Below are 13,184 nucleotides of genomic sequence, written 5' to 3'. Positions count from 1 at the left end.
GTATTTCTTTGATTTCCTTGAGTTTAGGGAAGGGGATTACACATCGTTTTTAAAGCTTTCAATCCAATTACTACAAGATGGTAGGTATCGCTCATTGTTTATGTTGACAATGTCCTTTTACACTGCCGCCCTTTTTGGAAGCTTATTTTTAGAGGAGGAGTTATGCAAATGTATTTATCCATGATTCAAAATGGTTCTGCTAATGCTGTTGTTTATGGTGTGGCGGGTTTTGTGGTTTTTTGTCTTTTACTGTGCTTGCTAATGGCGTCCGGTTACCGTAAGAAAATATTTAAGTTGAAGGGTGATTTGGTGCTTGCCAAAACCGCCCAAGAACAGCTTTTGGCCTCGGAGGGGAGAATACAACAGTTGGAAGATGAATTCTTAGAATATAAAACCCAAGTTGGGCAATATACTACGCAGGCGATAAGTTTTCTGGAGGCCGCCGGTAACGGCTTGGCTTCCGATTCTGATCAAGATGTTGATATGGATAACCTTGAGAATCTATGGAAAAAACAAGAACACGTTGTTACCCAGTTATTAGACCGGATAAATGGCCTGCAAAGTAGTGTGCAAGATTACCAGATGCAGCTTGAGGAGCTAAATAGGACGGTCGGCGAACAAAGTGACTTACAAACAGCAACCGAAAATAGATTGGCAAATGTCCAGATAAAAAACCGTGATTATAAAGCAAGGATTGGTGGGCTAGAATTGGCCAGGATGAAGGAATTCAATGACCTGAATTTGTCTGCACAAGAGATACGCCGTTTAAATGAGGCGTTGGCTTGTAAATCTGATTACGATGAAATCAAAGGTTCGCTGCTAAAGTTGAAGGAAAAGAATAGGGCTTACAAAGTTCAAATTGAAAAGCTTGAATTGGATCGGATGAAGGTGTTCAATGACTTAAATCTGGCGGTACTCAAAAATAAGGCGTCGGAAGCAAACTTAGCTGATAAAACTGATTATGTGGCTGACGTTATAAAGCCGCTTGTGGTTGAGGAACCCCCAGCGGAACCCATTCAAGTTGAAGCGCCAACCGTGACAGGATTGAAAGATGCCGGCCTTACAACAGGAACTCCCAATGGCCCAACGGGTTTGTTCACTAAATGGATAAACAGCATTAAAACAGATTTTAGTCCAGGTGAAAAAGTAAGCCCACAATTTGTATCTTCTGAATCCAAGCAGGCCAATGAGGAAAAAACACTTGGAAACTTGCCAATCGAAGCATTGGGCCCGCCTGGTTTGGAGGAAAAGGCCCAATCCATTTTGGAGCCGCAGCCTGCCCAAAAATCTGATCCTGCATCGTTACAAGATAAGTCGCACTGGTTCAATTCTGTAAAAAAACAGTTTGGGAAAATTCAGCCTTCCCCACGCCAGACAGTTCAAGCGGATAAAGGACAAATTGTCGTCGCTGAAGAAAACAACAATCAAATCCCTAGGCAACTGAAGGATTTTTATCAAAAAATGACGTCTTTTAACGCTAAGCAATAGCAGTAAAAACATTATCAAGTGGTAGGGGCGTTACTGTCCCTACCGTTGTTGTAATCTTTTTGTGGGCATTCTACGTCTTAAGGCTAATTTCGCCGCCTATTGCCCAAATTGTAAATAACGCCGCAGCATGTCCAAAGATAATAGTGCCGCTTGATTTTGTTTGCGTTTAATGGTGCCAGCTATAATGTGGGTAGTTTGTTGATAACCCCCCTTGGCAAGGAGGACATTATAAATGGTAATGGATTGTTTCTTGTCGTTAAAGGCATTACGGCCGCCAGCGTATAGTTGAACCAGCGTGAATTCTGCCTGGCTGGTTTTTTGTAGGGCAACGGTCAATTGTTTGGCCGTTTCGTATAGGTTTCCCGTATCAATGGTGATGCCCATTTTTTGCCCGATACGCTCCAGGGGTTGTCCGAAGCCCGATTCCAACAGCCAATCCGCGCCGATACACATGCTAGCCAATAGGCCTTGGCTAGCCGTTTCCAAGACCGCCAAGGTATGCTGGCCTTTGTCCATCAAATGATCGACAACCCCGGGCAAATCATTTGAAGCCTCACCTTGATGCTCTATTGAAAAAACAGCGTCACCCAATAATCCAACAATGTTATCAATTAAAGTTGTCCGTTCAGATTTGGGGAAATTGGAAGGGAACAGCAGTTTGGTTTGGACATCCATGAGGCTGGCACGAAAACCTAGTTGGACTGATGCGGGAATTTTAATGGAATCAATGCGTTGCTGAATATCGGACTCACCTATGCCAAAAGTTTTTATACAAACCAAAGAGTTGGGGTTCAAGGCAAAACGGATGGGTAATAGTGGCAGGATTTTTTCAAGGAACATGGGTTTCATTTCCGAAGGCACCCCGGGTAAGAAAACTAGCCAGCAACCGCCGTATTGAAGGGAAAAGCCTGGTGCCGTGCCCCATTCGTTATCCAGCCGCAATGCGCCTAGAGGTAGCATGGCCTGTTTGCGGTTTAATGCAGGCATTACGCGTTGGCGTTGGATAAAAAACTGTTGGATTTGGGCAAAAGCCATTTCGTCGAAAACGAGTGGCAATGCAAACGCTTGGGCAACCGCTTCTGCGGTCAAATCATCAATAGTCGGCCCTAAGCCGCCAGTGCAAATGCAGCAATCGGCACGCCGGGCGATTTCCTTCAGTAACGCCACTAAATCTTCTAGTTTATCGCCTACTGCGGTATGCCTGGTTACGGTAAAACCTAAATTTATCGCTTGTTGTGATAGCCATGCCGCATTGGTGTCTACTGTCTGGCCTGTGACAATTTCTTCGCCTTGCGAGAAAATTTCCAGCGTTGGGTTCATGTCTGTGCCCATTTAATATGTGGTGTTATCAAAATTTGTACGGCATCATTACATCTCTAATAATAAGTGCCTTTGAGTTTTACTTGCCGCGTTAATTTTTATGGATATCAAGCAACATTGGTTGGCTGATGCCGCCCGCATCGTTTCACCCAATTATGACGAACGCCCTGACCCTTCAGATATTTCCCTAGTGGTCATCCACTGCATCAGTTTGCCGCCCGGTGAATTTGGTAATGCTTATATTGACCAGTTGTTTTGCAACCAGTTGGATCCTGATGGCCACCCTTACTTCAAAGAAATTTATCAGCTTAAGGTATCTGCCCATGTCCTGGTCAAACGGGACGGTGCTTGCGTCCAATATGTGCCATTTGACCGGCGAGCGTGGCATGCAGGGCAATCGAGTTACCAGGGGCGCGACCGTTGTAATGATTTCTCGATTGGCATTGAACTTGAAGGCACAGAGCTAGTTGCTTACACGGACAGGCAATATCAACGATTGTCCACGCTAATCCGCGCCTTATTGGCCCATTATCCAGGCCTATCAAAACAACGTATCGCTGCCCATAGCGACATTGCGCCGGGGAGGAAAACCGACCCTGGCCCGTCTTTTGATTGGCGGCGCTTGTACCGCCTGTTGGAATAATGGCCTTTGCCAAAAGCTTCCAAGCATTCGGTTTTCCCTGTTTGACACATTGGGCGGAGTGGATGGCTAGTGTTCGCCCTCACCCTCTTCTTTGTGTATGTCCTGTAGCGATAAGCTGTTTGCTATGGTCTTGTCGCTAACGGGTGATTTTGATCCAAAGCCTTCGCTTAAGCTGATTTTCAACTTTAAGTTATTGGGCGAATCCGAGTTTTGCAAGGCGTCTTCCAGGGAAATGACGCCTTCTTTAAACAGCCGCATCAAATGGCTATCAAACGTTTGCATACCGATATTTTCTGACTTTTCCATCGCTTCTTTGATATTTTGGATTTCCCCTTTCAGGATCAAATCCCTTACCAATTGCGAAGACAATAGGATTTCAATTGCCGCAACACGTTTGCCCTCAATGGTCGGTACCAGCCGTTGCGAAACAAAGGCTTTTAAATTCAGCGACAAATCCAACAATAACTGGTTGTGGCGTTCCTCAGGGAAAAAATTGAGGATACGGTCCAGGGCTTGGTTCGAGTTATTCGCGTGCAAGGTCGACAAACACAAATGGCCGGTTTCGGCGAACGCCAGCGCATGTTCCATGGTTTCACGGCTACGGATCTCACCAATCAGGATCACATCGGGGGCTTGGCGCAAGGTGTTTTTCAGGGCGTCTTCATAGCTCATGGTGTCGACGCCGACCTCACGCTGGTTGACCAGCGATTTCTTGTGCGGATGGATATATTCGATAGGGTCTTCAATGGTGATGATATGGCCGGATGAATGGGTGTTGCGATGGTCAATCAATGCCGCCAAGGACGTCGATTTTCCTGAACCCGTGCCGCCGACAAATAAGATCAGCCCCCGTTTTTCCATAATGGTTTTTTTCAGGATTTCGGGCAAACCCAATTTGTCGGCATTGGGGATTTCCACTTTGATATTACGGATGACCAGCGCGAAATTATTGCGTTGTTTGAAAATATTCACCCGAAAACGCCCTATCCCAGGTTCGGAAATCGCCAGGTTCATTTCTGGTATCACTTCAAATGCTTTTTTCTGGTCGTCATCCATTAAACCGAAGGCGATTTCTTTCAGTTTTTCGTTCGTCAATTTCACGTTTTCCAAAGGCTTAAGCACCCCTTGGAATTTGGCGGCAGGTGGGGCATCTACGGTCAGGTAAAGGTCAGAGCCGTCATGACGGACAAGGATGGTCAAATAATCTTTAAATTCCATAAAAAGCTCGCTTGAGGGGAAATGTGCCTAAGTTTAGCAAATAAAGAAGAGGGCGCCAGTTTAAATAATATCCGCGTATAATGCCTGATTTTTCAGATAACTATCAGACAACTACCGTAATCACTTAAAGGATATGAATCAGCAAAGAAAAGCAGTGGCACTTATTTCCGGCGGTTTGGACTCCATGCTCGCAGCCAAAACCGTCATGGAACAAGGCGTCCATGTTGAAGGCATCAATTTTTTCACGGGTTTTTGTGTCGAAGGCCACACCCACGCCATCCGGGACAAGGATAAGGCCAAACCCAAGCGCAATAACGCCTTGTGGGTTGCCGAACAACTCGGTATAAAGTTGCATATCGTCGATGTCATCGAAGAATATAAAAACGTGCTGATTAACCCAAAACACGGTTACGGGGCGCACTTGAACCCATGCTTGGATTGCAAAATTTTTATGGTCAACCGCGCCAAACGATGGCTGGTAGAGAATAACTTTGATTTTATCATTACCGGTGAAGTGATCGGGCAACGGCCTATGTCACAACGCAAAAACACCATGCCTATCGTCGCAAAACAATCGGGTGCAGACGATTTATTGCTGCGCCCCTTATGCGCAAAAAATTTGCCGGAAACCCTGCCGGAGCGCGAAGGTTGGGTCGACCGGGAAAAGCTCCACGACATCACCGGGCGGTCGCGCAAACCCCAGATGGCGATGGCGGAGCAGTTTGGTATCGACGACTATTCCCAACCCGCTGGCGGCTGTTGTTTTCTGGTTGATAAGTTTTACACGGCAAAACTGGTCGATTTATGGCAGGCGCAAGGCACAAAAGACTACGAACTTGACGATGTCATGCTGTTGAAAGTCGGCCGCCACATCCGCCCTGCGCCGAACTTTAAATTGATTGTCGCCCGTGAAGAAGGCGAGGGACGGTTTTTACAAGGCTATAAGAAAGATTACATCAGTCTGGTGTCGGTTAGCCATAACGGGCCATTGGTATTGCTGGACGGGGAACCGTCAGCGGAAGATTTGTTCCTCGCCGCCCGGATAACGGCGCGTTTTGGGCAAGGGCGCGAAGCGGAACAAGTGGATGTTGCGATCCTCGATAAGGATGGCCTGGAGAGGGTCGTCCCCGTCACGCCGTTACCAAAGGCTGAGATCCCTAAAAATTGGTATATATGATTAAAGAAACCCTAAACACCCGCCGCTTGCTCTGCCCCTTGCCGGTTATCCGCACCCAAGACAAAGTCAAGCAATTGCAGCCTGGCGACGTGCTGGAAGTGGCCGGCACTGACCCGGGCATCATGCAGGACATCCCCGCTTGGTGCCGCATCAATGGGCATAAGGTGTTGGAGACCCGGTCTGGCGACCATGAATATTTCATTGTTTTGGAAGTGGGCACTTAATGGCGGAGATCAAGGGTTCGGCAGCAGCCGATAAGCTGAAAAAACGGGCCAGCTTAGTTGGGGCGGCAATCAATGTGTTGCAGACATTGATTAAATTGACGTTTGGGATTGTGGGGCAATCGGCGGCATTGTTGGCGGATGGCATCCATTCCTTATCGGATTTGCTGAGTGATTTGCTGGTGATTGTCGCGGTCAGGTTTGGCAGCCGCGAAGCCGATGGCGACCATCCTTATGGCCATCGCCGTTTTGAGACCATCGCCACGGTGATTTTGGGGGTCAGCTTAATAGGCATTGGCGCGGCGATTATCTGGCATATTCTGGAACGGGTGCATCACCCAGAAACGCTGCCAATTCCTGAAATGAATACCTTGGGCATCGCCGCCGTGTCGATTTTGCTTAACGAATGGCTCTATCATTACACCAAGCGTATCGCCAAAGCCACGCGTTCGAAATTGCTGATGGCAAATGCCTGGCACCAACGAAGTGACGCGCTGTCATCGTTGGTGGTGTTATGCGGCATTATCGGTGTTTTGCAGGGCTACCCGTTTGCCGATGCGATAGCGGCGGCGGTGGTTGCGCTGATGGTCGCTAAGATCGGCATAAATTTGGTGTTCGATAGCATCAAGGAACTGGTTGACACGTCTTTGCCGCCATCCTTGGTCACTGAAATCCACAAAGTGATTTTGGGCGTTGAGGGGGTGCAGGGCATCCATTTGCTGCGTACCCGCCGTATGGGCGAAGATGCTTATATTGATGCGCATATTGTCGTCGATCCGCGGATCACCGTTTCAGAAGGGCATTGTATTGGGGATGCGGTCAGGGACCGGTTAATCAGCCGTTTTGACGATGTGCTGGATGTGCTGGTGCATGTGGATCCTGAAGATGACCAGGACTTTATCGCTAATGACCCCCCTTTGTCGCGGGTGATGGTGCAACAGTTGCTTGACAAATATCTGGCCGGGCTGGATGCCACCGTTGCAGAATTCCGTATCCATTATTTGGACAAACACATCGAGGTGGAAATCATCTTGCCCTTTACTGTGGTTGGACAAGCCGAACAGCTGGCGTTGCTGGAAAAACAATGCCGTCTGCTACAAGCCAATGTCCAGCAACTGCATAATATAGAAGTATTTTTTAAATTATAATGTGGGGGCGGATGCGCCCCTAGCCTAACAACGAGGATAATTATGGCGGTTGGACAATGTGATTTTCCAGAAATGCCGGCAGTGGCCGGCGTCACTTTAGGTACTGCGTGTGCCGGTATCAAACAAACGGTAAAAGATGACCTGTTGCTGGTCGCCATGCCGGAACAGTCAAGCTGTGCGGCGGTGTTTACGCAAAATGCCTTTTGCGCCGCGCCTGTGCAAGTTGCCAAAGCCCATTTGCCGCACTCGCCGCGCTGGTTGCTGGTCAATTCCGGCAATGCCAATGCCGGTACGGGCGCACAGGGCATGCAGGACGCGCTGATGGGCTGTGCTGAACTGGCCGGGTTAGTCGGCGGTACGGCGCAGCAAGTCCTGCCCTTTTCGACGGGGGTGATAGGCCAGCCGTTGCCGATGGCGAAAATCACCACGACATTGCCCGCCACCGTGGCGGATTTATCGGAAAGCCATTGGGGCAAAGCCGCAAAGGCGATTATGACCACCGACACCTTCCCGAAAGGCGTCAGCAAGGTGCTGATGGTGGACGGCCATTCCGTCACCATCAACGGCATTGCCAAAGGTGCGGGCATGATCCATCCGGATATGGCGACCTTGCTGGTTTTCATGGCGACCGATGCGTGTGTCAAACCCGATCTATTGCAAGCATGCCTTGCGGCGGCGGTGGAGCAATCATTTAACCGCATCACCGTGGATGGCGACACGTCCACCAATGACGCTTGTGTCTTGCTGGCGAGCGGCTGTTCAGCCGCACCGGAAATTCTTGCCGGGACTGGGCATTATGAAGCTTTTGCCGCCGCAGTGATGGAGGTGTGCAAGCAATTGGCCGAACTGGTCGTGCGGGACGGTGAAGGCGCGACCAAGCTGATGCGCATTATTGTGGGTGAAGCGGCAAGTGAGGAAGAAGCGGTGCGGGTTGCTAAAACCATCGCCCATTCGCCTTTGGTGAAAACCGCTTTTTTCGCCAGTGACCCGAATTGGGGGCGGATACTTGCCGCAGTGGGCCGCGCCGGTGTCGAGGCCATGGTGTTGGAAGACGTGCAAATTTATCTTGGCGATGTTTGCATCGTCAATAATGGCGGACGTGCGCTTGATTACACCGAGGAAGCCGGGCAAGCCGTGATGGATAAGGCAGAAATCACCATCACCGTTAAATTGGGGCGCGGCGCGTTTACCCAAGAAGTGTTGACTTGCGATTTCTCTTACGATTACGTCAAGATCAACGCCGAATATCGGACGTGATGAATTATCAACCCAGCCTGGCGTAAAATAAAATAGAGGTGTGTGGATGGCGGGACGACGGCTGCAAGTCGCGGTGGGGGTCATCAAAAACGCGGCAGGGCAAGTTTTGATCACCTTACGTGACGAGGCGTTGCACCAGGGCGGTTTATGGGAGTTTCCGGGCGGCAAGCTGGAAATTGGGGAAACGGCCGGACAAGCTTTGGCGCGCGAGCTGAAAGAGGAGTTGGATATCGTCGTGAATGCGGCAACGCCGCTGCTGGCCATAAACCATCAATACCCAGACCGGGCGGTACAATTGTTGGTGTTTGAGGTGACCGGTTTTTCAGGCCAGGCACGGGGCAATGAAGGCCAGCCTTGGCAATGGGTGGATGCCGCCGATTTGCCGCGTTATGCGTTTCCGGCGGCGAACCGGCCAATAATCGCCGCCGCGCAGTTGCCCGGTTATTACGCAATTTTGGAAACGGACGACCCGTCGCAGGTATTGGGTAACTTGCAAAGGATTTTGGCTAATGGCGTCAAGTTGGTTCAAGCGCGTTTGAAAAACCTGCCGCGCCACAGTGTTTTGCAATTTCTTGAACAGGCGTATCCCTTGTGCCAAAAACAAGGCGTGTGTTTGCTTGCCAATTCCAGGTTGGGATTGTCGGATCATCCGGCGTTCCAGGGCATCCACTTGACTAGCCGTGATTTAATGGCTTTAAGGCAACGTCCTGGGGCTGTGCGTTGGTTGGCGGCATCCTGCCATAATCCCGAAGAATTGCGGCATGCACAGGCTATAGGCGTTGATTTTGCGGTGCTCGCACCCGTATTGCCTACACTGACCCATCCGCAGGCCCAAACACTAGGTTGGGAGAAATTCTCGGACTGGGTAGTGGAGGCGAATTTGCCGGTTTATGCCTTAGGTGGGATGACGCGCTTATCGCTTGAGGCGGCGCGTAATGCGGGTGCGCAAGGTATTGCGTCGATCAGGGCTTTTCTTGATTAAGGCCGCCATATAATTTGGCCGTCAATATCCCCTTCATCTTCCTCCAATGGCTCACCCGGTATCCTTTTTTCTTCCATCGCCCATTCGCCAAGGTCTATCAGCTTACAGCGTTCAGAACAGAAGGGCCGGAACTGTTGCTCCGGTAACCAGGCGACCGGGGCTTTGCAAGTCGGGCAAGAGACGATAAGGGGCTGGCTGGAAGCGGACATCAGAATAGACAGCAAGTCAGTTCAAAAGGGATGTCATTAGGGCTTTGGGTCGGGCGTTTGTCATCTTCGGGGGGCACCATAAAGCGGATAGTGCAACGGTGCTTGCCGCCGCTTATTTCAGCAAAACAGGGTAGGGACTTATCCAGGCTCACTTTGAGCAACTGGAAATTTTGGTTGCGGTCAGGCGTGAATTGGAAAAAACCGGCCACCGCAATCTCTTGGGTGGCTGAGTTGCTGGTGCGTATCAGATTAAGGATCAGGTCGATAGCGATGCGGATGTCATTGAAAGGGCTGCTCCATAACTCAAGGTCTTTTCTTGATAGCGCGTCATCCTGTTCCAGCCAGTGATGGTATTCAGGCAAGTCAAAAGAGCATGTGCCACCAGGAATGGAACTGCGCTGGGTAATGCTTTGGAACAAGTCACTTTCCATGATGTTCAAACCGATTTTTCCGGTCACGGCATATAGGTTCTTGCTGATTTGTGCCAATTCAGCCAGGATAGTGTCTAGCTTGGTCGAATCAACCCCTTGGCTGTTTGCAATTTTGGCTAACGTCTTAGTGTTGCGGTCAAGTTCTTTTAAAACTTCGGACTTAAGGTCATTGCGCCTGAAGATGGACATGATGTCCAATAATGCACTGATGGCGGCCCGTTTGTCAGCGACACTACTTCCCGCTGAAAAATGGCCAAATTGATGGAAGAGCTGCTCTAACCTAATGAATACACGGATACGTTCGTTGAGAGGGAATTCATAGGTAATGGTGGTGTTCACAGACAAGTTAATCCTGACAATTGCTGATTGAAAGGTACAAATTGTGCAGTTTTTTAACTTGTTCTGCAAGCTTGTCGTTGGTGCCGGTATTTTCGATTAAGTCATTTGCGTTGGCGATCCTAAAATCACGTGGCACCTGGCTGCCGATAATCGCTTGTATCTGCCCGTCGGACAGATGGTCACGCTGTCTGACGCGCATTACCTGGATTTCCGTCGGGCAGTCGATCACCAGGATACGGTCGGCCAGCCGCGTCATTTTGGTTTCGAACAATAATGGGATGCAAATCACACAATAAGGGGATATGGTCTGCCCCACAGCTGCCAGTATTGCCTGGTAAACCAGCGGATGCAGGATGGACTCAAGCTTTTGTTTGGCCTCGGCGTCGGCAAAAATGATGTCGCGGAGATGGCTCCTGTCAAGTGAACCGTCAACGTTGAGTATTTTTCCCCCAAACACTTGCCGGATTGCCGCCAGCGCAGGTTGCCCTGGTTGCACCAAGTTGCGGGAAATAATATCGGCATCAATGATTGGCACGTCAAGTTGGGAGAACAGGTTGGCGACCGTTGATTTCCCACAACCGATGCCGCCGGTGAGGCCGATTCTTAACATGGTTTTATAGGCCGATGTAATTGAGGTACATCCGGTTGATTTCTATCCCCCAGACCAACGCTATCCAGCCGGCAATGGCTAGATAAGGCCCGAATGGGATGGGGATGCGATGGTCGCGTTTAGTGGCGATGATTACGGCAATGCTGATGATGGTGCCAACCAATGACGACAACAAAATGATCAGGGGTAGCGCCTGCCAACCCAGCCATGCGCCGAATAAGGCCAGGAGCTTAAAGTCACCATAGCCCATGCCTTCCTTCCCGGTGGCTAGCTTGAACAGGTGATAAACGGCCCACAGTGCCAGATAACCGGCAATTGCGCCGATAATGCCCGCGTTGCCGTCAGTAAACAGGCCGAAGGCATTCAAGAGCAAACCCAGCCATAGCATGGGAAGCGTAATGGAATCGGGGAGCAGATGGTGGTCAATATCAATAAAGCTTAATGCGATGAGCGACCATGTGAGGATCAAGGCAAACAGTGTTTGCGGGCCATAACCGAAATGCCAGGCAATGAAGGCCGAAGTGATGGCGGTAAACGCCTCTATCAGCGGATAGCGGGCAGAAATGGCTTGCCCGCAGGTGGCGCACTTGCCTTGCAATAGGAGATAGCTGACAACGGGTATGTTCTGGTGGGGTTTGATGGGCGTTGAACAAGAGGGGCAACGGGATAAAGGCAAGACCAAATTGAAAGGCTCTGAGGGTTTTTCAGCCGGGAGTTCCAAGTAATCCCGGCATTCTTTACGCCAGCCCCGCTGCATCATTACTGGCAAGCGGTAAATGACGACATTCAGGAAGCTGCCGACAAGCAAACCAATGATGCCTGCCATGGTTGAACAAAGTAATGGCGACGCGAGAAAAATATCCAGTTGCTGAAGCATGGTGAAATGTTTTATGGTGAAAATATCTGTTACGCCAGTAAGTTACCCGACCGCCGCGCCCAGCTTGAAAATCGGCAGATACATCGCCACGATTAAGCCGCCCACTAATATGCCTAAGATAACCATAATAATAGGCTCCATGAGGCTACTAAGGTTGTCGACTAGGTTATCGACTTCTTCTTCATAAAAATCGGCGACTTTTGACAACATCGCGTCCATGGAACCGGATTCCTCGCCAATGGCGACCATTTGCTGCACCATGTGCGGCCACATGCCAACTTGGCCCATCGCAAATTGCAAACGTTGCCCGTTCGAGACGTCTTCGCGCATTTTTAACACGGCTTCGGCATAAATGATGTTGCCGCAGGCTCCGGCGACGGATTGCAAGGCTTCGACCAACGGGACACCGGCCGCAGACATGGTCGATAATGTCCTGGAAAACCGGGCAATCGCAGATTTATTGATGATTAAACCGACCACCGGAATTTGCAATAACATCCTATCCAAAAAGTGGTTGAAAGGTTTGGAGCGTTTTTTAAAAAAATCAAAGACATAATAAGCGCCGACAAGGATGCCAAGGACGATATACCACCACTCTTGCAACCACGCCGACATGTTGATGACCATGCGTGTGAATGCGGGCAAATCGGCCCCGAAGCTTTTAAACAGGTCTTCAAAAACCGGCACCACAAACAATAGCAAGATCGCCGTCACAATAACGGCAACGGCCACCACGGCAATAGGGTAGGTCAGGGCCTTCTTGATTTTCTTTTTCATGGACTCTGATTTTTCTTTGTAAGTGGCGACCTTGTCCAATAAGGTATCCAGCACCCCGGCATGTTCCCCTGCTTCAACCAGGTTGCAAAAAAGTTCATCAAAATAGACCGGGTGTCTTTTTAATGACGAAGCTAATGTATCGCCGCCCTCGATATCCGCCTTGATGCCCATTAGCAAGGTTTGCATGCTTGGGTTTTCATGGCCTTTGCCAACAATGTCAATTGCCTGCACTAAGGGTAAACCCGCCGCCAACATGGTGGCCAATTGCCTTGCGAAAATGGCAATGTCGGCGGCGGTGATCGGTTTGGTCCTGGCCGTAAAAAACGGTTTAGGCTTTTTCTTGATGTTGGTGACACGGAAACCTTGCCGCCTTAATTCGGCTTTGGCGACGATTTCACTAATGGCGGCAATTTCCCCTTTGGTCTTGTTTTTTGCCTTGTCGACACCTTGCCAAATATAATCGATTTGTTCAGTTTTTTCTGCCATG

General features: G+C 49.6%; 14 protein-coding genes. 7 read left to right on the top strand and 7 right to left on the bottom strand.

Annotation, left to right across the window (positions count from 1 at the left end; translation table 11 throughout):
• Window positions 1-162 precede the first annotated feature (162 nt).
• Window positions 163-1,488, top strand: a complete 1,326-nt coding sequence (locus METMI_RS0103755) for a hypothetical protein (protein ID WP_019864905.1) — start codon at window positions 163-165, stop codon at window positions 1,486-1,488.
• Window positions 1,489-1,584: 96 nt separating this feature from the next.
• Here METMI_RS0103755 and METMI_RS0103750 read toward each other — a convergent pair whose 3' ends face one another.
• Complete coding sequence (locus tag METMI_RS0103750) at window positions 1,585-2,808, bottom strand: competence/damage-inducible protein A (RefSeq protein WP_019864904.1); 1,224 nt, start codon at window positions 2,806-2,808, stop codon at window positions 1,585-1,587.
• A 100-nt stretch (window positions 2,809-2,908) separates the two neighbouring features.
• Between METMI_RS0103750 and ampD the strand changes: the two genes are divergently transcribed.
• Window positions 2,909-3,451, top strand: coding sequence for a 1,6-anhydro-N-acetylmuramyl-L-alanine amidase AmpD (gene ampD / locus METMI_RS0103745; protein WP_019864903.1), 543 nt, complete (start codon window positions 2,909-2,911; stop codon window positions 3,449-3,451).
• A gap of 66 nt (window positions 3,452-3,517) precedes the next feature.
• On the opposite strand, the gene METMI_RS0103740 is transcribed toward ampD, so the two are convergent.
• Window positions 3,518-4,669: a PilT/PilU family type 4a pilus ATPase gene (locus METMI_RS0103740; RefSeq protein ID WP_019864902.1), complete on the bottom strand. Its 1,152-nt coding sequence runs from the start codon at window positions 4,667-4,669 to the stop codon at window positions 3,518-3,520.
• Window positions 4,670-4,802: 133 nt separating this feature from the next.
• Here METMI_RS0103740 and METMI_RS0103735 point away from each other — a divergent pair, with 133 nt between their 5' ends.
• Genes METMI_RS0103735 through METMI_RS0103715 form a run of 5 tightly spaced genes read left to right on the top strand, consistent with a single transcriptional unit; the run spans window position 4,803 to window position 9,454 of the window.
• Complete coding sequence (locus METMI_RS0103735) at window positions 4,803-5,846, top strand: tRNA (5-methylaminomethyl-2-thiouridylate)-methyltransferase (protein WP_029151470.1); 1,044 nt, start codon at window positions 4,803-4,805, stop codon at window positions 5,844-5,846.
• Window positions 5,843-6,070 carry a sulfurtransferase TusA family protein gene (locus METMI_RS0103730; protein ID WP_019864900.1) on the top strand — a complete coding sequence of 76 codons (228 nt, stop codon included), beginning with the start codon at window positions 5,843-5,845 and terminating at the stop codon, window positions 6,068-6,070. Before METMI_RS0103735 ends, METMI_RS0103730 begins: the two co-directional genes overlap by 4 nt.
• Window positions 6,070-7,215 carry a cation diffusion facilitator family transporter gene (locus METMI_RS0103725; RefSeq protein ID WP_019864899.1) on the top strand — a complete coding sequence of 382 codons (1,146 nt, stop codon included), beginning with the start codon at window positions 6,070-6,072 and terminating at the stop codon, window positions 7,213-7,215. Before METMI_RS0103730 ends, METMI_RS0103725 begins: the two co-directional genes overlap by 1 nt.
• A 42-nt stretch (window positions 7,216-7,257) precedes the next feature.
• On the top strand, window positions 7,258-8,472 hold the full coding sequence (gene argJ, locus METMI_RS0103720) for a bifunctional glutamate N-acetyltransferase/amino-acid acetyltransferase ArgJ (protein ID WP_019864898.1): 1,215 nt from the start codon (window positions 7,258-7,260) through the stop codon (window positions 8,470-8,472).
• Between the two features lie 46 nt (window positions 8,473-8,518).
• Window positions 8,519-9,454, top strand: a complete 936-nt coding sequence (locus METMI_RS0103715; protein ID WP_019864896.1) for a Nudix family hydrolase — start codon at window positions 8,519-8,521, stop codon at window positions 9,452-9,454.
• On the opposite strand, the gene yacG is transcribed toward METMI_RS0103715, so the two are convergent.
• From yacG to METMI_RS0103690, 5 genes are read right to left on the bottom strand one after another with little or no spacing between them, the layout of a single operon-like run.
• Window positions 9,451-9,663 (bottom strand): DNA gyrase inhibitor YacG, encoded by a 213-nt coding sequence (gene yacG / locus METMI_RS0103710; protein WP_019864895.1) that lies wholly within the window; start codon window positions 9,661-9,663, stop codon window positions 9,451-9,453. The two genes, METMI_RS0103715 and yacG, sit on opposite strands and share 4 nt — an antisense overlap.
• Complete coding sequence (gene zapD / locus METMI_RS0103705) at window positions 9,663-10,433, bottom strand: cell division protein ZapD (RefSeq protein ID WP_019864894.1); 771 nt, start codon at window positions 10,431-10,433, stop codon at window positions 9,663-9,665. The genes yacG and zapD overlap by 1 nt, the downstream gene beginning before the upstream one ends.
• 7 nt (window positions 10,434-10,440) lie before the next feature.
• On the bottom strand, window positions 10,441-11,043 hold the full coding sequence (gene coaE, locus METMI_RS0103700) for a dephospho-CoA kinase (RefSeq protein ID WP_019864893.1): 603 nt from the start codon (window positions 11,041-11,043) through the stop codon (window positions 10,441-10,443).
• 4 nt (window positions 11,044-11,047) lie between these two features.
• Window positions 11,048-11,920: a prepilin peptidase gene (locus METMI_RS0103695; protein WP_029151469.1), complete on the bottom strand. Its 873-nt coding sequence runs from the start codon at window positions 11,918-11,920 to the stop codon at window positions 11,048-11,050.
• A 42-nt stretch (window positions 11,921-11,962) separates the two neighbouring features.
• Window positions 11,963-13,183, bottom strand: coding sequence for a type II secretion system F family protein (locus tag METMI_RS0103690; protein WP_019864891.1), 1,221 nt, complete (start codon window positions 13,181-13,183; stop codon window positions 11,963-11,965).
• Window position 13,184 lies beyond the last annotated feature (1 nt).

Source organism: Methylovulum miyakonense HT12 (genome assembly GCF_000384075.1).
Lineage (GTDB): Bacteria > Pseudomonadota > Gammaproteobacteria > Methylococcales > Methylomonadaceae > Methylovulum > Methylovulum miyakonense.
This window is presented reverse-complemented; position numbering and strand designations above follow the sequence as displayed.

Coding starts and splice junctions, on each gene's coding strand:
- METMI_RS0103755 (WP_019864905.1), top strand. CDS start 163: ATGCAAATGTATTTATCCATGATTCAAAATGGTTCTGCTAATGCTGTT.
- METMI_RS0103750 (WP_019864904.1), bottom strand. CDS start 2,808: ATGAACCCAACGCTGGAAATTTTCTCGCAAGGCGAAGAAATTGTCACA.
- ampD (WP_019864903.1), top strand. CDS start 2,909: ATGGATATCAAGCAACATTGGTTGGCTGATGCCGCCCGCATCGTTTCA.
- METMI_RS0103740 (WP_019864902.1), bottom strand. CDS start 4,669: ATGGAATTTAAAGATTATTTGACCATCCTTGTCCGTCATGACGGCTCT.
- METMI_RS0103735 (WP_029151470.1), top strand. CDS start 4,803: ATGAATCAGCAAAGAAAAGCAGTGGCACTTATTTCCGGCGGTTTGGAC.
- METMI_RS0103730 (WP_019864900.1), top strand. CDS start 5,843: ATGATTAAAGAAACCCTAAACACCCGCCGCTTGCTCTGCCCCTTGCCG.
- METMI_RS0103725 (WP_019864899.1), top strand. CDS start 6,070: ATGGCGGAGATCAAGGGTTCGGCAGCAGCCGATAAGCTGAAAAAACGG.
- argJ (WP_019864898.1), top strand. CDS start 7,258: ATGGCGGTTGGACAATGTGATTTTCCAGAAATGCCGGCAGTGGCCGGC.
- METMI_RS0103715 (WP_019864896.1), top strand. CDS start 8,519: ATGGCGGGACGACGGCTGCAAGTCGCGGTGGGGGTCATCAAAAACGCG.
- yacG (WP_019864895.1), bottom strand. CDS start 9,663: ATGTCCGCTTCCAGCCAGCCCCTTATCGTCTCTTGCCCGACTTGCAAA.
- coaE (WP_019864893.1), bottom strand. CDS start 11,043: ATGTTAAGAATCGGCCTCACCGGCGGCATCGGTTGTGGGAAATCAACG.
- METMI_RS0103695 (WP_029151469.1), bottom strand. CDS start 11,920: ATGCTTCAGCAACTGGATATTTTTCTCGCGTCGCCATTACTTTGTTCA.
- METMI_RS0103690 (WP_019864891.1), bottom strand. CDS start 13,183: ATGGCAGAAAAAACTGAACAAATCGATTATATTTGGCAAGGTGTCGAC.